General features: G+C 67.4%; 17 protein-coding genes. 8 read left to right on the top strand and 9 right to left on the bottom strand.

Annotated features, from left to right (window positions below; genetic code table 11):
* Positions 1 to 24 precede the first annotated feature (24 nt).
* A complete protein-coding gene (locus tag WI26_RS25060; protein WP_059464529.1) occupies positions 25 to 657 on the bottom strand; it encodes a LysE family translocator in 633 nt (210 codons plus the stop codon).
* A gap of 314 nt (positions 658 to 971) precedes the next feature.
* Between WI26_RS25060 and WI26_RS25055 the strand changes: the two genes are divergently transcribed.
* Together WI26_RS25055 and WI26_RS25050 are read left to right on the top strand one after the other, a co-directional pair.
* Positions 972 to 2,165, top strand: a complete 1,194-nt coding sequence (locus WI26_RS25055; protein ID WP_059464528.1) for a porin — start codon at positions 972 to 974, stop codon at positions 2,163 to 2,165.
* Between the two features lie 682 nt (positions 2,166 to 2,847).
* A complete protein-coding gene (locus WI26_RS25050; RefSeq protein ID WP_069227537.1) occupies positions 2,848 to 4,770 on the top strand; it encodes an SMP-30/gluconolactonase/LRE family protein in 1,923 nt (640 codons plus the stop codon).
* 39 nt (positions 4,771 to 4,809) lie between these two features.
* Here the strand turns inward: WI26_RS25050 and WI26_RS25045 are convergent, their stop codons facing one another.
* From WI26_RS25045 to WI26_RS25025, 5 genes are all read right to left on the bottom strand, one after another.
* The gene (locus WI26_RS25045; RefSeq protein ID WP_069227536.1) at positions 4,810 to 5,751 is read right to left on the bottom strand and encodes a c-type cytochrome; all 942 of its coding nucleotides are present in this window, start codon (positions 5,749 to 5,751) and stop codon (positions 4,810 to 4,812) included.
* Positions 5,748 to 6,434 (bottom strand): c-type cytochrome, encoded by a 687-nt coding sequence (locus WI26_RS25040; protein WP_059538184.1) that lies wholly within the window; start codon positions 6,432 to 6,434, stop codon positions 5,748 to 5,750. Before WI26_RS25040 ends, WI26_RS25045 begins: the two co-directional genes overlap by 4 nt.
* Before the next feature lie 46 nt (positions 6,435 to 6,480).
* The gene (locus WI26_RS25035; RefSeq protein WP_069227535.1) at positions 6,481 to 7,536 is read right to left on the bottom strand and encodes a molybdate ABC transporter substrate-binding protein; all 1,056 of its coding nucleotides are present in this window, start codon (positions 7,534 to 7,536) and stop codon (positions 6,481 to 6,483) included.
* A gap of 8 nt (positions 7,537 to 7,544) precedes the next feature.
* Positions 7,545 to 8,336, bottom strand: coding sequence for a hypothetical protein (locus WI26_RS25030; RefSeq protein ID WP_060323033.1), 792 nt, complete (start codon positions 8,334 to 8,336; stop codon positions 7,545 to 7,547).
* Positions 8,337 to 8,705: 369 nt separating this feature from the next.
* Positions 8,706 to 10,886 (bottom strand): TonB-dependent siderophore receptor, encoded by a 2,181-nt coding sequence (locus WI26_RS25025; protein WP_069227534.1) that lies wholly within the window; start codon positions 10,884 to 10,886, stop codon positions 8,706 to 8,708.
* A 425-nt stretch (positions 10,887 to 11,311) separates the two neighbouring features.
* On the opposite strand from WI26_RS25025, the gene WI26_RS25020 reads away from it, so the two are divergent.
* A complete protein-coding gene (locus tag WI26_RS25020) occupies positions 11,312 to 11,758 on the top strand; it encodes a hypothetical protein (protein ID WP_069227533.1) in 447 nt (148 codons plus the stop codon).
* Between the two features lie 31 nt (positions 11,759 to 11,789).
* On the opposite strand, the gene WI26_RS25015 is transcribed toward WI26_RS25020, so the two are convergent.
* Positions 11,790 to 12,755, bottom strand: a complete 966-nt coding sequence (locus WI26_RS25015; RefSeq protein WP_069227532.1) for a PDR/VanB family oxidoreductase — start codon at positions 12,753 to 12,755, stop codon at positions 11,790 to 11,792.
* The gene (locus WI26_RS25010) at positions 12,752 to 13,831 is read right to left on the bottom strand and encodes an aromatic ring-hydroxylating oxygenase subunit alpha (protein ID WP_069227531.1); all 1,080 of its coding nucleotides are present in this window, start codon (positions 13,829 to 13,831) and stop codon (positions 12,752 to 12,754) included. Before WI26_RS25010 ends, WI26_RS25015 begins: the two co-directional genes overlap by 4 nt.
* 198 nt (positions 13,832 to 14,029) lie before the next feature.
* On the opposite strand from WI26_RS25010, the gene WI26_RS25005 reads away from it, so the two are divergent.
* A complete protein-coding gene (locus WI26_RS25005) occupies positions 14,030 to 14,518 on the top strand; it encodes a MarR family winged helix-turn-helix transcriptional regulator (RefSeq protein WP_059464518.1) in 489 nt (162 codons plus the stop codon).
* 68 nt (positions 14,519 to 14,586) lie between these two features.
* On the opposite strand, the gene WI26_RS25000 is transcribed toward WI26_RS25005, so the two are convergent.
* Positions 14,587 to 15,333 carry a TetR/AcrR family transcriptional regulator gene (locus WI26_RS25000; protein ID WP_059464517.1) on the bottom strand — a complete coding sequence of 249 codons (747 nt, stop codon included), beginning with the start codon at positions 15,331 to 15,333 and terminating at the stop codon, positions 14,587 to 14,589.
* 171 nt (positions 15,334 to 15,504) lie between these two features.
* Here WI26_RS25000 and WI26_RS24995 point away from each other — a divergent pair, with 171 nt between their 5' ends.
* The 4 genes from WI26_RS24995 to WI26_RS24980 are packed head-to-tail and all read left to right on the top strand — an operon-like array spanning position 15,505 to position 21,166.
* Positions 15,505 to 16,686, top strand: coding sequence for an isovaleryl-CoA dehydrogenase (locus WI26_RS24995; protein ID WP_059447136.1), 1,182 nt, complete (start codon positions 15,505 to 15,507; stop codon positions 16,684 to 16,686).
* A gap of 30 nt (positions 16,687 to 16,716) precedes the next feature.
* A complete protein-coding gene (locus WI26_RS24990) occupies positions 16,717 to 18,324 on the top strand; it encodes a carboxyl transferase domain-containing protein (RefSeq protein ID WP_059464516.1) in 1,608 nt (535 codons plus the stop codon).
* 19 nt (positions 18,325 to 18,343) lie between these two features.
* Complete coding sequence (locus tag WI26_RS24985) at positions 18,344 to 19,129, top strand: enoyl-CoA hydratase/isomerase family protein (protein WP_069227530.1); 786 nt, start codon at positions 18,344 to 18,346, stop codon at positions 19,127 to 19,129.
* Between the two features lie 36 nt (positions 19,130 to 19,165).
* Positions 19,166 to 21,166, top strand: coding sequence for an acetyl-CoA carboxylase biotin carboxylase subunit (locus WI26_RS24980; RefSeq protein WP_069227529.1), 2,001 nt, complete (start codon positions 19,166 to 19,168; stop codon positions 21,164 to 21,166).
* Positions 21,167 to 21,247 lie beyond the last annotated feature (81 nt).

Here is a 21,247-nt window from a genome sequence, read left to right as displayed (position 1 = left end):
GATGCGGCGCGCATGCCGACGCGCCTACGCGGCATGACGCCGGTACAGCGCGAGCGAACCGGCCAGTGCGAGCAGCATCGCGCCGCACGTGCGTTCGAGCCACAGCGCACCCGAGCGCTTCAGCAACTGCACCGCGCGAGCGCCGAGCAGCGCGTAGCCGAACATCACCGCCCCGTCGAGCAGCGCAAACGTGACCGCGAGCGCGACGTATTGCGGCGCGAGCGGGGCGGACGGATCGAGGAACTGCGGCAGGAACGCGGAGAAGAACAGATAGCCCTTGGGATTCGTCACCGCGGTCAGGAAGCTCTTCGCGAAGATCGATGCGTTGCGCCCGTGCACCGTGCCGCCTTGCGCGACGGCGACATCGAGCGAGCCCTTCGACGTGAGCAGCCGGATGCCGACATACGCGAGGTAGGCGGCGCCCAGCCATTTCACCACGGAGAACCAGAATGCCGACGCCATCAGCAGCGCGCCGAGGCCGAGCGCGACCGCGACGATGAGCACGAAGTCGGACAGCATCGCGCCGGCGAAGCCGTAGGCCGCGCGGCGCACGCCGTAGCGCGAGCCGTTCGTCAGGGCGAGCAGCACGGTGGGGCCGGGCGTCGCGATTCCGACGAACGCGACGGCGGCGAAGATCAGCAGAGTCGTTTGATGCATGCCGGAGGCTCCCTGTGGAAGGCGGGTGCTCGATTATCGGGTGCGTGTCGTCGCGCTGTACAGCGGCGTTCGCTGCGCGGTCGATTATCTCGATTGCGGCAAGAAATTGTTTTCATTATTGCGCTGTCGATCGGAACCGGTTCCAACTACCATGGCACCCGTGGCGGGCACGCTCGCCGCGACGCCGCGCGCGCGTATCGCACGCGCGCGTTCCCGTGTGCGGACGCTGCCGGCCTCGCCTGCCGGCGGATCTCCCGACCGCACGCGCTACTCGCATAGAACAACGGGTTCACCACCCGGAGACGCTAAAAACCATGAACAAGCAACTGATCGCAGCACCGCTGCTGCTTTCGCTCGCGGGCATCGCATCCGCGCAAAGCTCCGTCACGCTGTACGGCATCGTCGACGCCGGCGTGACCTATCGCAGCAATGAACGGGTCGGCTCGCCGGGCGCCTACACAGGGCATTCGAACGTCGGCCTGACCACCGGCAACCTGTCCGGCAGCCGCTGGGGCATCAAGGGTTCCGAGGATCTCGGCGGCGGGATGCGCGCGCTGTTCGTGCTCGAGAACGGCTTCGACATCGCCAACGGCACATCGGGCCAGGGCGGTCGCCAGTTCGGCCGGCAGGCCTTCGTCGGCGTCGGCAGCACGCGTTACGGCACGGTCACGCTCGGCCGCCAGTACACGTCGCTCGACGACTTCGTGAGCCCGGTCGCCCCTTCGTCGTTCATCGGCGGTTTCGGCGCGCACCCGGGCGACATCGACGATCTCGACCAGACCGCGCGCGTCGACAGTTCGATCAAGTACACGAGCGCGAACTATGCGGGTTTCACGTTCGGCGCGCTGTACGGCTTCGGCAGCCAGCCGGGCAGCATGAAGCAGCGCAACACATGGAGCGTCGGCGCGGCATACGCGGCTGGGCCGCTGCGCGTGGGCGTCGGCTACGAGCGTTCGGACAACAGCAAGACGGGCGCGGCCGACCCGACGGCCGGCAAGTGGCAGAGCACCGACGACGGCCTGTTCAACTCGTCCATCAACGAAGGCTATGCGAGCGCGCAGTCGCAGCAGATCATCGCGACCGGCGCGACGTACGACTTCGGCCCGGCCGTGGTCGGCGTGAACTACAGCAACGTGCAGTACCGCAGCGGTGCTCAGTCGTTGTTCAACGGCCACGCGACCTTCAACGTCGCGGGCGTGTTCACGCGCTGGAACGTGCAGCCGCAGACGCAGCTGTTCGCGGGCTACAGCTACACGCGCGGCAGCGACGTCGACGGCATCGACAACCGCGCGCAGTATCACAACGTCACGCTCGGCGCGGTCTACGACCTGTCGAAGCGCACCAGCGTGTACCTGCTCGGCGCGTACCAGCATGCGTCCGGCACGACGCTCGACGCGCTCGGCCGGCCCGTGGCCGCGACCGCATCGGTGTCGGACAAGGCGAACGGCCACTCGTCCGACTCGCGGTCGCAGGCGATCGTCAGCCTCGGCCTGCGCCAGAAGTTCTGACGTCACGCGCTTGACCGGCGGCCTGCGCGCGACGCGGGCCGCCGGTCGCGTGGCTCGCTGCTTGTCGATGCCAGTTCCACCCGCAGCGCATGATCGACGTCGTCGATGTGCTGCTCAAGTACCTCGACGGCCGGCACGGCCCGACGCTCGACAGCGCAAGCTGACCTGAACCGGCCGCGACGCCGGCGTGCCGCCTTCCTCATCGTCGCCGCCCGCATCGCGCGGCGCGCCATGCGCGGTACATCCCGGCCTTCATTCTCGTCCCCATCTTCATCGGCAACGGCATTCCGCCGCGCATTGCCTTATTTCATATGTTCATGGTTTTCCCGGCAATGCAGCGGGCCCCGCGCAATATTTTTTCTCTTTCATTTTAATTTCGATTTGTAATCATTGAGTCGATTTGCCTGAAATGGGAATTCAATACACGCAAATCAGAAAAAATGACGCATTCGTATTGGTCGGATCGGAATAAAGTGCCGGGCGGCCAGAATTGCGAGAGCGCTGTCGGACGGGGGGAGCGATGCGGTGCCGGGAGCAATGCTTCTTCTGTCATCGGTGCCGCGCGGTAAAAGAACCTAATGAATCATTCGCAGTGCAATTGAACATCTTTTTGAAAAAATCACCAATATTTCATACGCAGCGAATTAGAGTATCTAAAAGCGATCGTCCGGGAGCATCGTTCATGTTATCGAAACAAATTCGTGCGGCATTGCTTGGATTGTGCATGGCAATGCTGGCGCCGGTCGGTCACGCGCAAGTGCAATACACGACCGACTGGCTTGCGAACACGTTCGGCACGCTCGCCGCGCACGTCGGCAACGGTGCGCGTTCGCTATGGGTCGCCCCCGAGGGCGTGATCTATACGGCGTCACGCTGGGACGAGAACGCGGGCGGCGTCGCGATCTACCAGAACGGGCAGACGCTCGGCACGATCGGCATTCACGACGAATTCCAGGGTGGCGCGATCACCGGCAACGCGAACTCGCTGTTCGTCGCGCTCGGCTACAACCGCACGTTCGGCAGCGGCTCGGTCGGGCGCTACAACCGCAGCACGAACCTGCGCGACCTGCGCATTCCCGTCAGCACGTGGACGGGCGTCCAGTACGCGGACGTGATCACGGGTCTCGCGACAACCGGCAACCTGCTGTACGCGAGCGATTTCTACGGCAACCGCGTGCGGGTCTACACGACGGACGGCGTGTGGCAGCGCGACATCGGCGTGTCAGGCCCCGGCGCGCTGGCGCTCGACGCGGCCGGCAACCTTTGGGTCGCGCGCAAGAGCGCGGGCGTCGTCGCGCAGTTCAGCCCGACGGGCACGGCGATGAGCACGATCCAGATGGCGGCCCGCGCGCGGCCGGCGTCGCTGTATTTCGATGCGCCGAGCGGCCAGTTGCTGGTGGGCGACGAAGGCCCCGACATGAACATCAAGATCTACACGCTCGTGGGCCAGCCCGTGCTGCTCGGCACGTTCGGCGTGCAGGGCGGGTATCTCGACACGACTTCTGGCATCAAGGGGCAGGTCGGCGACAAGCGCTTCACGCGCGTTGCAGGCATCGGCAAGGACGCGGCCGGCAATCTGTACGTGCTGAACAATGCGTGGGGCGGCGGCTGGGATCTCGGGCGCAACGGCAGCACCGATCTTCATTCGTACGGCCCGACGGGCGCGCTGCAATGGAAGCTGCAGGCGCTGAACTTCGAGGGTGCCGCCGCGCCCGATCCGGCGACCGACGGCGCGTTCTTCTACAGCGGCAACAACGTATACACCGGCACCGCGGGTGGCACGTTCGTCGCGAACACGATCGATCCGTTCAGCTATCCGAAGGACCCGCGCCTCGACATGAACGACTACCAGCGCGGCCAGCATTTCGGCCAGCTCGCGCTGGTGAACGGCACGCGGATGCTCGTCGCGACCGGGCAGAACCCGGGGAACTACAACATCTATCACTTCAACGCCGCGAGCGGCTACATCGCGATTCCGGACGGCTCGATTCCCGGCAAGCCGTTCAACACGACCCTGCAGGTGACGGCCGGTTTCGCGCTCGACGACAACGGCGACGTGTGGGCCGGCCTCGATCGCACCAACAACATCTCGCACTATCCGATGACGGGTTTCGACGCGACCGGGAAACCGACCTGGGGCAAGCCGGTGCAGATCCCGATTCCGCGCACCGTGCTGCCGCTCACGCGAATCATCTATCAGGCCGACAGCGACACGATGATCCTCGCGCAGGGCATCTCGGGCAGCTGGGACTGGACCGCGATGAACGGGCACATCGAGGTCTATCGCGGCTGGAAGGCCGGCAACACGAGCACGCCGAACGTCGCGATCAACCTGACGAGCGCGAATCCGAAATCGATGGCGGCGGCCGGCCACTACCTGTTCGTCGGCTACGTGCACACGGTACCGAACGTCGACGTGTTCGACCTGAACACCGGCAGCCTCGTGACCACGCTGACGAACTCGAACACGTCGGCGATGGACGTCGGCAACGACGTCGACTCGATGTATGGCATCCGTGCGTACCTGCGCTCGACCGGCGAATACGTGATCACGAAGGACAACTACAACGGCTCGAGCCTCGTCGTGTATCGCTGGCATCCGTGATCGGACATGCCGCGCCGCGCCGTGCGGGGCGGCCCGGCTTCACGGCGTGCCGAGCACGCGGCCGTTCACCTCGCGCCCGTACATCGAGTCGGGCGTGTCGTGGAATTTCGCGCGCGTATCCTGTACCGAGCCGGTGAAACGCGGGTCCTGCGGGCGCTCGTGGCTATCCATGAAGGTCGCGACGTCCCACGCTTCCTGATCCGTCAGCGTGCCGCCGAGCCCGAGCGGCATGTTGGCCTTCACGAAGCCGGCCGCATTGCGGATGTCGCCCATGCCCGCGCCCCAGTTGAACGAGCGCGCACCCCAGAGCGCCGGAAAGACCGGCTTGCCGCCGCTCGATTGCCCCTGGCCGTCCGCGCCGTGACACAGCGCGCAGTGCTGCGTGTAGACGGCGGCGCCACGCGCGTAGTCGGCCTTTCGCGCGGGCGGCGGCAGTTTCGGAAAGCCTTGCCCCGGCAGCTTCGTGCCGACCGGCGCACCCTTCGCGAGCCAGTACGAATAGCTTTCGAGCGCAACCAGGATCGGGTCGCCGGCGGGCGGCGCCTTGCCGTTCATGCTGTAGCGAAAGCAGCCCTGCAGGCGTTCCGCGAACGTGTTCACGTGGCCGTTCTTGGCGCGGTAGGCCGGGTACAGCAGGTACGCGGCCCACATCGGACTCGAATCGGGCCGGCGGCCCGCGTCGAGGTGGCAGCTCGCGCAGGTCAGCTTGTTGCCGACGTACTTGCCCGCGTATTCGGGCGTGTGCAGGAAGATCTGCTCGCCGAGCTTCACGGTCTTGCCGAAGTCGTCGGCGGGTATCGCGGATTCGGGCGGAGGCGTGAACGGCTTCGCCGTCATCGCGGCAGGGAACGCGGCCGCCGCAGGGGCGGAAGCGGTGGCCGGTGCGTCCTGCGGCGCCGCCGCGCAGGCGAGCGCGGGCATCCAGACCGCGCCGAGCAGGGCGGCGCGCGCGCCGCGGATCAACGTCGTGCGGTCGATCATTGTTTTTCTCCGTTCGCGGCACCGCCGCGCGCATAGTACGCCGCCACCGCGTCGACATCGGCGTCGGACAGCTTGCCGGCAATCATCGGCATCAGCGCCATCGGGCCGGGCGCCCGCGTGCCGTGCTTCCAGCCGTTCAACTGGCCCGCGATGTATGCGGCGGGCTGGCCGGCGAGCGGCGGAAACGCGGTGCCGACGCCGAGGCCGCCCGGGCCGTGGCATTGCGCGCACGCGGGCAGGCCCTGCGACCAGCGTCCGCGCGTCGCGAGCCATGCGCCGATGTTCGCCGGGTCGATCGAGGTGGCGTCGGAAGCGGCAATGGCGGGCGGCGCGGGCAGGCTCGCGAAGTATGCGGACACTGCGTCGCGATCGTGCGGCGACAGCTGTTTCGCGAGCGGCTGCATGACCGCGTTCTGGCGGCTGCCGTCCGCGAACGCGGCGAGTTGCGCGGACAGGTAGGCGGCGTTCGTGCCCGCGAGACGCGGAAAGCCGGCGGCCGCGTTGCCTTCGCCTTGCGCGCCGTGGCAGCCGATGCATGCGGCCGCGCCCGTCGTCGTGCCCTGGGTGGCGATGGTCTTGCCAAGTGCGATATCGTCCGCGTGGGCATTGCCGGCGAACAGTGCCGCCGCGGCGAGCAGCAGCCGCACGGACCGGCGTCGCGGTATGTCGACCGAATCGTTCACGTGTCCCCTCCTGGATGTCCGTCTTGTGGCTTGCGCACCCGCGCGCTCAGCCCGCATCGGGCCGGTCCTGCCGTGGCGCGAGATTCGGTGTCGGTGCCGTCGCGTCGTATTGCCCGAAGCCGTAGCGCGCGAATATCCGGAACGCCTCCGGTGACCGGATGAACGCAAGCCACGCGCGCGCGGCTTGCGGATGCGGCGCATTCTTCACCAACGCACCGGCATAGATTGCCGTCGTATTGTGCGCGGCCGGAATGTCGATGTGCATCAGCGGATGCCCGACCTGTTCCTGGAACGCGGCTTCCGATTGCCACAGCACGCCGGCGTCGGCACGCCCCTGCATCAGGAACAGCGCGGTTTCCCGATGATGGATGTGCGTGAGCTCCGTCGTGCCGGCGCGCACCTTGTCGTCGTAGACGATGCGAGCGAGCGCGTCGCCGCCGGCCTTCATGAGCGATGCGCGGATCTGCCGCGCGACGCCTTCGAATGCCGGGTTCGGCATCGCGAGCTTCACGTCGGGCCGAGCGAGATCGGCCAGCGCCGTAATGTGCTTCGGGTTGCCGGCACGCACCATGATCGTCAGCTGGTTCGTCACGTAGGGCACGGCCGGGCCTTCGAGCGTGCCGTCCGCGATCAGCTGGTCGATCTTGCCGAGCCCCGCGAAATACGCATCGGGCTTGACCGTCCACGTCATGTTGCCGACGGTGATCGTGCCGCCGGCGTGAATCTGCTTCACGAGCAGCCCGGGCGGGATCGTTTCCCAGTAGATGCGGCCGCGGTACTCGGGATGATCTGCCTCGAACTTCGCGACGAGCGGTGCCATCGCGAAGAAGTAGTTGCCGCCGACGTACAGCACGAGCTTTGGCGCGGCGAGATCGCCATGGAAATCGGCGAGCACGTCGACCTGCGGCACGGTGAATTCGAGGCCGCGGTTCGTAGCGTCGTTGTTGCGGCCGTCCTGCCACGGCGGAAAGATGCTGCTTGACGTGTCGGCGGGCGCGGCGAGCGACAGCACGGACGTGCAGCAAAGCGCGGCGAGTGCGGCATGCAGCGCCGGGCGCCGCCGGCGTCGCAACGCAGAACGCGTGCGGAGCGATGTCGTCATCGGGCGCCTCACTTCGCGTAAGTGAAACCGGCGCGCTGCAGTTCGGGCAGCGTGCCGACCGCGCCGGGCGTGACGATCGCCGACGGAATCACATGGTTGGTGAGATCGGCGGCGAGTGCATCGAGCGACAGCTTGTCGGGATTCGCGTTCGCGCCGTCGAGCCGTTCCGCGAGTTCCCAGATCGCGTTGTGGCACGACAGGAACACGACGCCGCGCTGCTGCAGCGCGGCGATGCTGTTGTCGTGCGACGAGAATGCGCCATCGGCCAGTTCGTGATCGTTCGCGTCTCTGGATTGCGCGGGCTTCGCGGCGAGCAGCGTGTTGGTCGCGAATGCGGTGCCGGCGAATTTTGCGAGGCCGTATTTGTCCCACGCGGCCTGGTCGAACAGCGCGAGATGCGCGGCGCCATGCGTGGCCGATACGACGAGGAAATCCGGATGACCGAACGCCCAGATCTGCGCGTTCAGCGCATTGCGCATCAGGTTCAGCCACGGGCCGCCGAGCTCGGTGTTGTCCCACACCTGCTTCGGGCCGCCGCGATAGCCGATCACTTCCACGAGCGCCGCGTGATCCCATTGATCGGGACGTTCGACGATCATCGGCACCGTCTTGAAGTCGCGTCGTCTCGGTATGGCTGCGAGGCGGCGGGTGAGCTCGGCGAGGCGCGTCGCGCCGCTGGGCAGCAGCGTGCCGGATTCGGGGGCCGCCGCCTGCGCGACGCGCGAGGCGCCGAGCAGCGCAGTGCCGGCCGCGAGGCCGAGTGTCTTGAGCGCGCCGCGGCGCGCATCCCGGTCGGACATCGAACTCTCCCATATCGTTTTTGTGGGGGCGTGCCGCTTCGCCGTGTCGCGGCGATGCGCCGCCATCGCGTAGCCAGTCTACGGGCGCGCGATCGATAGCGGAAATCGCGATATCGGATGGGAGATATTCGAGGGGCCGATGATGGGACGAAACGACGAGGCCGCGCGGCGCCGAATCGTGCGGCGCCGCGCGGCCTTCGTCAGCGGCAGCAGGTCAGTGCGCGGCGCGTTCGCGCAGCACTTCCGACGGCCGGACGTTGCGCACGAACACGCAGGGGGATCGCCGTGCTCGCGTTCTCGTCGGGGCCATCGGCGCTCGCGCAGGCGGAGCTGACGTCGCGGGCCCCGGCCGCCCGGTGCGAAGATGCGTCAGAACGACACCGTCGTCGTCAGCGTGACGAGCCGCGGCTCGCCGACCGCCACGATCAGGTTGCTGTTGCTCGACGGATAGTAGGTCTTGTCGAGCAGGTTCTTCACGTTGAGCTGGATACGCGTCGGGAACTTGCCGATCGTCGTTTCATAGGCCGCGAATGCGTCGACGGTCACGTAGCCGGGCAGCGTGAAGCTGTTTGCGGTATCGCCGGGCCGCGCGCCGACGAGCCGCGCGCCGCCGCCGAAGCGCCAGCGTCCGGGCAGGTTCGCGATCGCCGTGTCGTACACCGCGAACAGGCTGCCGGTATGGCGCGCGACGTTGACGAGCGGCGTGTTGCTGTCGCGGTCGTTCGCGTTCGTATACGCGTAGCTGCCGATCAGGCTCAGGTGGCGCGTGAGCTGCCCGGCGACGTCGAGTTCGATCCCGCGCGAGCGCGCGGTGCCGATCGTCGACGTGATGTCGCCGACCGTGACCGCAACGTTGCGCTTGTCGATCTGGTAGGCCGCGAGCGTGCCGGTGATGCCGGGCTTCAGGCTGAACTTCAGGCCGGCTTCCAGCACGCGGCCGAATTCCGGCGCGAGCGGTGCGGCCACGTTCGACGCGACGTTCGGCTTGAACGAGCGGCTCACGTTCGCGTAGGCCGTCAGCGACGGCGTGAGCGCATAGGCGAGCCCGAACTGCGGCAGCCACACGTTGCCGTGCGAGCGGTCGGCGAACACGAATGGCCGCCCCATCCCCGATTCCTGCTGCCAGTCCTCCCAGCGCAGCCCGCCGACCGCGGTGAGCCGGTCGGTGATCTTCACGGAGTCCTGCACGATCATCGAGTACGTGTGAACCTTCGAAAGCGAATCGCTCTGCTTCGCGCTCGCGGTGCCGCCGGGGGCGAGGAGGTCGTAGACGGGATCGTAGAGATTGAAGCCCTGGGTCGCGGCGCCGCGGATCGTGTCGCCGCGGAAGCTGCGTTGGCGCTCGTATTCGCCGCCGATGTAGAGCGCGTGGCTCATTCCCGCGAGCGTCAGGTTGCCGAGCAGGCCGAGCGTCGCGATCTGATCGGAGTCGTTGCGCCCGAGGTTCGCATCGGACGTGCGCGACAGCGCGCCGGTCGTGCTGTTGAAGGCGGTCGCGCGGGTAATGTATTGATCGTAGCGGTCGCGGCCCCAGCCGTAGGTTGCGCGCACGCGCCACGCGTCGGAGAAGCGGTGCTCGATGCGCGCGCGCAGCGTTTCCTGGATCCCGCTGCTTTGCGCCCAGGCTTCCTCGTAGCGACGATAGCGCAGCGCATCGTCGGGGCGGCCGTTCACGAGCACGGTGCCGCGATCGAACGGCGTCGTGTAGTCGACGTATTGGTAACTGACGTCGATCGACGTGTTCGCGTCGTGCCACGACAGCGCGGGCGCGATCAGCGCGTCGCGTTCGCGGCCGAAGCTGCGCCAGTAGCGGCTCGTGTCGTATTCGCCGGTGAGCCGGAACGCGAGCGTGCCGCCCGCGACCTGCCCCGGCTTGCCGAGCGGGCCGGTCAGGTCGAACTGCGCGCTGCCGCCGCCGTGGCTCGTACGCGAGGCCGAGATCGAGCCGCCGAGCGTGTCTTCCGGCTTGCGCGTGACGAGATTGATCACGCCGCCCGGGTCCTGCATCCCGTAGAGCAGTGACGCCGGGCCCTTCAGCACTTCGACGCGGTCGATCGTCGCGAGGTAGCTGTGCAGCACCGGCGTGCGCACGCCGTCGACGAGCACGGAGCCGTCGTTGTTCGAGCCGAAGCCGCGCTTGATGAACGCATCGCGCGTGCCGCCGAGCGTATTGGTCTGCGTCACGCCGCTGATGTTGCCGAGCACGTCGTCGAGCGAGCGCGCCTGCTGGTCCTGCATCACGCTGCTGCCGACCACGGCGACCGACTGCGGAATTTCCCTGAGCGGGCGATCGTCGCCGCCGGCGACGCTGCTGGTGCGCGGCTGGTATCCGACGGTCGGATCGGTGGCCGCCGATGCGCTGACGCTGATCGTCGGGAGTTCACGTTCGGGCTCGCGCGACACGGGCGCAGGCGCGGCCGCGGATGCCGCGGACGCAGGTTCGGCATCCGCATGCGCGCCGCTTGCGACGCAAAGGGTGATCAGGGCAGGCAGGCTCGCGCGCCACGGACGCAAGGTCCGCGCATGGCGGGGCGGTCGACGGGATGGCATGAATCGATGAATGATGGAGTGCTAAGGATGTGGGCGTGGGCCGCAGCGCTTCGCTCGCTGGCTCACCGCAGCAGGATGCGCATGATAACTGTAATGAGAATCGTTTGCAATTGAAATGAGGCCGATACGGACCGGGTATCGCGATTGCCGGGCCGCCGGCCGTCTGCTACCGTAGCGGCCAAAATCAGACGCAGTGAAATTCATTGAGAGCCGGGGGCCGCACCATGTCATCTTCCTGTCACGTCGCGTGCAGCGCGACGCCGCACACCGCCGTCGACCATGCGGGTGGTGAAGTGATCGCAGCCGTGTTCCACGATTCGAACGAATAAAGCAACGGCGACGCGACCGTTCGGCGTGGCGCGTGGCAACCCGGCACCGCGCCTCGGTCAACGACATCAACCAGGACGTTTGACGGGAGACCACCCTTGAAGAAGATTTCCGCGCCGCTCATGACGGCCGCGCTTGCTGCTTGCGCGATGCTGGCAGGCGTTTGCCAGAACGCCTGCGCCGCACCGGCCGCCGATCCCGCGATCGACGCGCACTACGGGACGGTGATCGAAGCCTATACGCAGAACATGGCCGCCGCGAAGACGAAATACGACGGCAAGCGCCTCGCGTTCGTCGGCGCCGTGATCCGGATGGGCAGCGACCCGGACGGCACATACTTCGGTGCGTTGACGACGGACGGCGAACAGTTCGATACGCACTTTGATGCGGCCGACCAGGCCGCGCTGAATCCCAAATTTCCCGGCGGCGAGATCAAGCCGTTCACGGCGTCCGCGAATTTCCGCTTCAGTTGCCTGAACGAAGGCTATATCGACGCGCCGGTGCTGCCGGGGTTGAAGCTCTCGCATTGCCGGCTCGCCGATTGACGCGAGCGATGCGCGGTGCCGGGCGGTCCGTCTACAGGTCGAGTACCAGCAGATCGCTTCGCGAACGCGAGCAGCACGGCATGAACTGGTCGCCGGCCGCTCGTTCCGCTTCGGTCAGGTAAGAATCGCGGTGCTCGGGCTCGCCTTCGAGCACGCGCGTCATGCAAGTGCCGCATACACCTTGCTCGCACGACGTGAGCACGTCGATGCCGTTGGCCGCCAGCGCGGCGATGACCGTGCATTCGGCAGGCACGTCGATCACCTGCCCGCTGCTCGCGATGCGGACCTGGAATGCGCGATCCGCGCCGGACGATGCAACCTCGCCGCCGAAGAACTCGTAATGCAGCCGCTCGTCAGCCCAGTTGCTTTCGCGCGCGGCGTTCAGCACCGCGTCCATGAAGCCGCGCGGGCCGCATACGTACAGGTGGGTGCCCCCAGGCGCCGCGGCGAGCACGGCGGGCAGGTCGAGGCGTTGCGCGGGCGCGCCGTCGTCGACGTGCAAGCGCGCGCGGTCGTGGAATCCGGCTGCGTTGATCCGCTCGACGAAGGCCATGCGATCGGTCGAACGCGCGCAGTAGTGCATGTCGAATGGCGTGCCGGACGAGAACAGCCGTTCCGCCATGCAAAGAATCGGCGTGATGCCGATCCCGCCCGCGAGCAACAGGTGGTGCGGGGCGTCGGGTGCGAGCGGGAATTGATTGCGCGGCATGCCGATCCGTACGGTATCGCCTTGCCGGACCTCGTCGTGAATCGCGCGCGACCCGCCGCGGCCCTCGGCATCGCGCAGCACCGCGATCTGGTAGCGGTCGCCGTGTTCGGGGTGGTTGCACAGCGAGTACTGGCGCACGAGGCCGCCCGGCAAATACACGTCGATATGCGCGCCGGCGTCGAAGCGCGGCAGGGGCGAGCCGTCGTCGCTGACGAATTCGAACCCGCAGATATCGCGCGCTTCCTGCCACTTGCGGGCCACCCGGACCGTCAGCGTCGCGGTGCTCATGGCGCCTCCTTGATCTGCGCGACCGGAATCACGGGCCGCTGCGGGCTCGACGCGTTTTCGTCGGCGAGCAGCCGCTCGATCACCTTGCGCGACAGCACGCCGCCGGCGTCGATGTTGAGCTTGAGCAGTTTACGCTCAGGCCACTGCTCGAGGTTGAGCTGCTGGCGCTCGAGCATGTCGAGATCCTCCGCGAAGATCTTGCCCTGGCCTTCCCGGATCTCGGCGGTCAACGCGTGATCGTCGGGCCGGAAGTTGCGCGCCATCCCCCAGAAATACCAGATCGAGGTGTCCGTCTCCGGCGTGATGAAGTCGACCACGATCGACGACGCCTTCAGTTCGGCCGGTGCGTCGTAGCCGCCGTGGCCGGCATGCGCGACGCCCACTTCGATCATCACGTGGCTCGGCGGGGTGAAGCGGCAGATCTGCCAGCGGTCGACCGGCACGTCGTCGGCCAACCCGTTGCCGCGCAGCGCCATCCGCCAGAACGGCGGCGGCATCACGTTCTCCATGAAGCGGCTCGTGACGACTTCGTCGCCGTTGGCGATCGTCTTCGGCGGCGCTTCGTCGATTTCCTTCTGGCCGATGCTCGTCGCATGTACGTAGGTCTCGTGCGTGAGATCCATCAGGTTGTCGATCATCAGCCGGTAGTCGCAGCGGATGTGATACAGGCCGCCGCCGTGTGCCCAGGCCGGATCCTCAGCCCACCGCAGCGCGGGCAGCTTGTCGGGATCGGCCGCGGACGCATCGCCGGGCCACACCCAGACGAATCCATACCGTTCGACCACCGGAAAGCTGCGGATCGGCGGAAAGCCGCCGACACGCTGCCCCGGCATGCCGGCCGTCTTGCCGTTGCAGCCCATTTCCAGCCCGTGATAGCCGCACACGAGCACGCCGTCGCGCACGAATCCCAGCGACAGCGGCGCGCCGCGGTGCGGGCAGAAGTCCTCGAGCGCGGCGACCCGGCCGTCCGCCGCGCGGTAGAACACCATCGATTCATTGCAAATCTTGCGGCCCAGCGGCTTGCCGTCGATTTCATCGGGCGTGCACGCGACATACCAAGCGTTCTTGAGAAACACGTTCTTCGTCTCCTTCAGGGCGGTGCCGCCGGTGCGCGGCGGTTCTTCATTCCGTGTACTGAATGAGATTCAGTGTACTCATCGAGGTTGGCCGCGGCAAGCCGAGCGGTATACTGGTTTTCCCGGGAAATGGCGCGACGCAGCGCCATGCCGTCGGCGCACGCAACGGCGTGCGCCGCCTATGTCATCGACTCATCCATGGAAAAAACGAATCCCGCCGACGCACCGGCTTTCCCGCTCGACCTGTACGACGAACCCGGGCACCTGATCCGGCGCGCGCACCAGATCGCGGTTGCGATGTTCTACGAGAAGCTGGGCCGGGACGTGACGCCCGTGCAGTATGCGGTCCTGCGGATGCTCTACGAATGTCCGGGGCTCGATCAGGTGACGCTCGCGCAGCGGGTGGCGCTCGACACGTCAACGACCGCCGACCTCGCGGTCCGGCTCGAAGCGAAAGGATTGATCGTCCGCGAAGTGTTGCCGCGGCGTCAGCGGCGCTTGCTGCTCACGCCGGCGGGCGTCGAGCTGCTCGCGCGCCTGATTCCGTCGGTGACGGAGCTGCGCGACGGCCTGTTCGACGGCATGGGGGAAGATGATTCGCGCGAACTGATGCGCCTGTTACGCAAGTTCGTTCACCTGAACAACGAGCAAAGCCGCGCGCCGCTGCGGGTCGGCGAGGATTCGTAGCGATTGAATACCCCGTGATGGGGCAGGTGAGGCGGCAACGCGGCGGCGCTCCGTGCCGCCCGCCGGCGTCACGGGCGGGACGCTTCTCCTTCCAGCCGCCGCACCGCTTCCGCGACTTCGTTCCTGAAGCGAACCAGCGCGGCCTGCTCCGGCGCGGGCGGCTGAACAGCGGCCCATAGCATGTCGATGAGCTGCGTGGCCGTCGTTTCCGTATCGAGCTTGCGGTGCCCGAGGATCGCATCCCACAGCACGTGCTCGATCGGCCCGAACACCATCGAGCGCAGCAGGCTCAGCGGCATGTCGCCGCGCACCTGCCCGGCCGCCTGGCCGCGTGCGAGCACGTCCATCAGCGGCGCCGTGTAGCGCCGCTGCAGCGCGATGAGCTCGTCGCTCAACGCATGCTGTTTCGCTCGCCCCTCCGAGAGCACCAGCGCGCACAGCCCCGTGCCGTTCACCAGCATCAGCCGCAAATGTGTGCGCACGATGAACGCGAACTGCTGCTGTACCGGCGCTTCCTGCGGCATCCCGCGTTCGAGCGCGGCAATGATTTCGTCATACCAGTCGGCGATCACGCGCGCGCACAGCTCGCGCTTGCCGCGGAAGTAGCTGAACACCGTGGCCTCCGACACGCCCACCCGCTGCGCGATCTCGGCGGCCGTCGCATGCTCGTAACCCTTTTCGGCGAACACTTCACGACCGGCGCGCAGGATGTCCTGCACGCGCTGCTGGGACTTGCGCCCGGCGGGTGCGCGCGACGGCTCGGGGCGGTCGGCTTTGGCGGTGGCGGTCATGGTGTCGGCGGTAGCGGCTGTCATCGTGCAATGATAACTGAGTGTCACTCAAAAAACTATTGACGGCAAGCTGGGCGAGGCGCGAAACTGTGCGAAATTTCCGCTGTATTGGCTTAATGAATCGACGCATTGATCCGATTTGAGCGAAACTCAGAAATCGGCGCGTGCGACCCACTTTCTGGAGACGGAGGAGACATGATCAACCTGCCCGGTGTGCAATTCATGCTCGGTGAAGACATCGAGATGCTGCGCGACGCCGTCGCGACGTTCGCGGCCAAGGAAATCACGCCGCGCGCGGCGGAGGTCGACCGTACCGACCAGTTTCCGATGGATCTGTGGAAGAAGTTCGGCGATCTCGGCGTGCTCGGCATGACCGTTTCCGAGGAATACGGCGGCGCGAACATGGGCTACACGGCGCACATGGTCGCGATGGAGGAGATCTCGCGCGCATCGGCATCGATCGGCCTGTCCTACGGCGCGCATTCGAACCTGTGCGTGAACCAGATCCACCGCAACGGCACCGACGCGCAGAAGCGGAAATACCTGCCCAAGCTCGTGTCGGGCGAACACATCGGCGCGCTCGCGATGAGCGAGCCGAACGCCGGCTCCGACGTCGTCAGCATGAAGCTGCGCGCGGACAAGCGCGGCGACCGCTACGTGCTCAACGGCACGAAGATGTGGATCACCAACGGCCCCGACTGCGACACGCTCGTCGTCTACGCGAAGACGGACATCGACGCCGGCCCGCGCGGCATCACCGCGTTCATCGTCGAGAAGGGGATGAAGGGCTTTTCGGTCGCGCAGAAGCTCGACAAGCTCGGCATGCGCGGGTCGCACACGGGCGAGCTCGTGTTCCAGGACGTCGAGGTGCCGGAGGAGAACATCCTCGGCCAGCTCAACGGTGGCGTGAAGGTGCTGATGAGCGGCCTCGACTACGAGCGTGCGGTGCTGTCGGGCGGTCCGACGGGCATCATGGCCGCGTGTCTCGACGCGGTCGTCCCGTATATCCACGACCGCAAGCAGTTCGGCCAGTCGATCGGCGAATTCCAGCTGATCCAGGGCAAGGTCGCCGACATGTACACGACGTTCCAGGCGTGCCGTGCGTATCTGTACGCGGTCGGGCGCCATCTCGACTCGGCGGGCAGCGACCACATTCGCCAGGTGCGCAAGGACTGCGCGGGCGTGATCCTCTATACGGCCGAGAAGGCCACGTGGATGGCCGGCGAGGCGATCCAGATCCTCGGCGGCAACGGCTACATCAACGAGTATCCGGTCGGCCGTCTGTGGCGCGATGCGAAGCTGTACGAGATCGGCGCCGGCACGAGCGAGATCCGCCGCATGCTGATCGGCCGCGAGCTGTTCGCGGAAACGATGTAACGCCCACGTCACGCGAACGGAGCCCCGTCGATGCCGATCATCGAATCCAAACTGAACCCGCGTTCGGAAGAATTCCGCGCGAACGCCGCGGCGCTGGAGGCGGTCGTCGCCGACCTGCGCGCGAAGATCGAACAGCTCGCGCAAGGCGGCGGCCAGGCCGCGCGCGACAAGCACCTGTCGCGCGGCAAGCTGCTGCCGCGCGACCGGATCGCGCAGCTGCTCGATCCGGGGGCGCCATTCCTCGAACTGTCGCAGCTCGCGGCGAACGGCATGTACAACGACGACGCACCGGGCGCGGGCGTCATCACCGGGATCGGCCGGATCGCGGGCCGCGAGTGCATGATCGTGTGCAACGACGCGACGGTAAAGGGCGGCACCTACTATCCGATGACCGTGAAGAAGCACGTGCGTGCGCAGGAAATCGCCGCGGAAAACCGGCTGCCGTGCGTGTATCTCGTCGATTCGGGCGGCGCGAACCTGCCGAACCAGGACGACGTGTTCCCGGATCGCGACCACTTCGGCCGCATCTTCTTCAACCAGGCGACGATGTCCGCCGCGGGAATCGCGCAGATCGCGGTCGTGATGGGGTCGTGCACGGCAGGCGGCGCGTATGTGCCGGCGATGAGCGACGAGTCGATCATCGTGAAGAACCAGGGCACGATTTTCCTCGGCGGCCCGCCGCTCGTGAAGGCCGCGACCGGTGAGGAAGTGAGCGCGGAGGATCTCGGCGGCGGCGACGTGCACACGCGCCTGTCGGGCGTGGCCGACCATCTCGCGCAGAACGACGCGCATGCGCTGTCGATCGCGCGCAGCATCGTCGACCACCTGGCGCCGAAGATCGCGTCGCCGGTGGCGTTGCGCGAGCCGAAGCCGCCGCGCTACGACGCGAAGAGCCTGTACGGCGTGATTCCCGTCGATACGCGCAAGCCGTTCGACGTGCGCGAGGTGATCGCGCGCATCGTCGACGATTCGGAGTTCGACGAATTCAAGGCACGCTTCGGCACGACGCTCGTCACGGGCTTCGCGCATATCTGGGGCCATCCGGTCGGGATCGTCGCGAACAACGGCATCCTGTTCTCCGAATCGGCCGTGAAGGGCGCGCATTTCATCGAGCTGTGCTGCCAGCGCAAGATTCCGCTCGTGTTCCTGCAGAACATCACGGGCTTCATGGTCGGCCGCAAGTACGAGAACGAAGGCATCGCGCGCCATGGCGCGAAGATGGTGACGGCCGTGTCGAACGCGAAGGTGCCGAAGTTCACGGTGATCATCGGCGGCTCGTTCGGCGCGGGCAACTACGGGATGTGCGGCCGCGCATTCGGCCCGCGTTTCCTGTGGATGTGGCCGAACGCGCGGATCTCGGTGATGGGCGGCGAGCAGGCCGCATCGGTGCTCGCGACCGTGCGCCGCGACGGCATCGAGGCGAAGGGCGGCACGTGGTCGGCCGAGGACGAGGATGCGTTCAAGCAGCCGATCCGTGATCAGTACGAGCGCCAGGGGCATCCGTATTACGCGAGCGCGCGGCTGTGGGACGACGGCGTGATCGACCCCGCGCAGACGCGCGACGTGCTGGGCCTCGGCCTGGCCGCGTCGATGAACGCGCCGATCGACGATACGCGCTTCGGCGTGTTCCGCATGTAACGGCCGGGAGGACTGACCGATGCGATACGAAACGATCAAGGTAAGCGAGGCCGGCCGCGTGGCGACCGTCACGCTCGCGCGGCCCGACGTGCGCAACGCGTTCAACGAGACGACGATCGCCGAGCTGACCACCGCGTTCGAGTGGCTCGATGCACACGCCGGCGTGCGCGCGGTCGTGCTCGCGGCGGAAGGTGCCGCGTTCTGCGCGGGTGCGGACCTGAACTGGATGAAGAAGATGGCCGGTTACTCGGACGACGAGAACCGCGCCGACGCGCGCAAGCTCGCGCGGATGCTCGAGGCGATCCATCGCTGCGGCAAGCCGGTGATCGCGCGCGTGCATGGCGATGCATATGCGGGCGGCGTGGGCCTCGTCGCGGCGGCCGACATCGCGATTGCCACCGACGGCGCGAAGTTCTGCCTGTCCGAAGCGCGGCTCGGGCTGATTCCGGCCACGATCGCGCCGTACGTCGTGCGCGCGATGGGCGAGCGCGCGGCGCGCCGTTACTTCACGACGGCGGAAGTGTTCGACAGCGCGCGCGCCGCGTCGCTCGGCTTCATTCACGATGCCGTGCCGGCCGAGACGCTCGACGAAACGGTCGCGAAGCTGGCCGCGACGCTCGTCGCGAACGGCCCCGACGCGGTGCGCGCATGCAAGCGGCTCGTCGCCGACGTGGCCGGCCGGCCGCTCGACGCGGCGCTGATCGACCAGACCGCCGACTGGATCGCGCGGACCCGCGCCGGCGCGGAAGCGCGCGAAGGGATCGCGTCTTTCCTCGAGAAACGCACGCCCTCGTGGCGTGAATGACGGCGTGCCTCTAACTTTCCGGACGACATCGAAGCCATGTTCGACAAGATTCTGATCGCCAATCGCGGCGAAATCGCCTGCCGCGTCGCCGCGACGTGCAAACGTCTCGGGATCGCGAGCGTCGCCGTCTATTCCGACGCGGACGCGAACGCGAAGCACGTCGCCGCATGCGACGAGGCCGTGCACATCGGCGGCTCGGCGGCCGCGGACAGCTATCTGCGCATCGAGCGCATCATCGAGGCCGCGCGCGCGACCGGCGCGCAGGCCATCCATCCGGGCTACGGCTTCCTGTCGGAGAACGAGGATTTCGCGCACGCGTGCGAAGCGGCCGGCATCGTGTTCATCGGGCCGCCCGTCAACGCGATCGCGGCGATGGGCTCGAAGGCCGCCGCGAAGGCGTTGATGCACGCGGCCGCGGTGCCGCTCGTGCCGGGCTATCACGGCGACGACCAGGACCCGGCCAACCTGCATCGCGAAGCCGACGCGATCGGTTACCCGGTGCTGCTGAAGGCGAGCGCGGGTGGCGGCGGCAAGGGCATGCGCGTGGTCGAGCGCTCCGACGACTTCCCGGCGGCGCTCGCGTCGTGCCAGCGCGAGGCTGCCAGCAGCTTCGGCAACGATCGCGTGCTGATCGAGAAATACCTGACGCGGCCGCGCCACGTCGAAGTGCAGGTGTTCGGCGACACGCACGGCAACACCGTCTACCTGTTCGATCGCGACTGCTCGGTGCAGCGCCGTCACCAGAAGGTGCTCGAGGAAGCGCCGGCGCCGGGGTTGCACGAAGACGTGCGGCTCGCGATGGGCGAAGCGGCCGTCGCGGCCGCGCGCGCGGTGAATTACGTCGGCGCGGGCACCGTCGAGTTCATCATGACGGGCGACGCGTTCTACTTCATGGAAATGAACACGCGCCTGCAGGTCGAGCATCCAGTCACCGAGATGGTCACCGGGCTCGATCTCGTCGAATGGCAACTGCGCGTCGCAGCGGGCGACCCGCTGCCGCTGAAGCAGGAAGAACTGCGCGTGCAGGGGCACGCGATCGAGGCGCGTCTCTATGCGGAGAATCCGGCGCGCGGCTTCCTGCCGTCCACCGGCACGCTGAAGCACCTGCGGCTGCCGGAAGGTGTCGAGTTCGCGATCGGCGCGCCGGTGCGCGTGGACAGCGGCGTGCGCGAAGGCGATGCGATCACGCCGTTCTACGATCCGATGATCGCGAAGCTGATCGTGCACGGCGCGGACCGCGCGGAAGCGCTCGGGCGGATGTTGCGCGCGCTGCGTGCGTGCGAGGTGGTCGGTCTGCACACGAACGCCGCGTTCCTGCAGCGGATCGTCACCTGTGCGCCGTTCGCGATCGCCGATCTCGACACGGGCCTGATCGAGCGCAACCACGATGTGCTGTTCGCGCCGCAACAGCCGCCGCGCGCGACGCTCGCGCTGGCCTGCGCGGCGCTGCTCGCGGGCGAACGCGACGCGGCCGCAACGGAAAGTGCGTCGCCGTGGCGTGCGTTGCCGGACTGGCGGTTGAACGGCGGCTATCGCCGCACGCTCGAATGGCATGCGCCCGAACGCGACGCGGACGTGACCGTCACCTACGAGTACGACGACGGCAGCACGCGTATCGCCGCCGGCGGCGCGGCCGCGCAGCCGTTCGCGTGGACGCGCGGCGCGACACCGCTCGACTTCGACGTAACGCTCGACGGCGTGCGCAGCAGCGGCCGCGTGTATGCGGATGGCGACACTTTCCACGTATTCACGCAAGGGGTTGCCGAGACCTTCGAATGGCGCAACGTGCTCGCGCACGCGGGCGATGCCGAGCATGGCGGCGGCCGCCTGACCGCGCCGATGCCGGGCAAGGTGATCGCGGTGCTGGTCGAGCCGGGCCAGAAGGTCGAAGCCGGCACGCCGCTGATCGTGATGGAAGCGATGAAGATGGAACACACGATCGGCGCGCCGGGCGCGGGTGTCGTCGCGGAAGTGTTGTACGGCGTCGGCGACCAGGTCGCGGATGGCGCGCAGCTGCTGATGATGGCGGAAGGCTGACCGGAGCGCGCGTCGCGCATGGGCCGGCGTAGCGCCTCGCGGTGCGACGCCGGCCTTGTCGCATCTGGCGTCGGCGGCGCG

This window comes from Burkholderia diffusa (assembly GCF_001718315.1).
GTDB classification, from domain to species: Bacteria; Pseudomonadota; Gammaproteobacteria; order Burkholderiales; family Burkholderiaceae; genus Burkholderia; species Burkholderia diffusa_B.
This window is presented reverse-complemented; position numbering and strand designations above follow the sequence as displayed.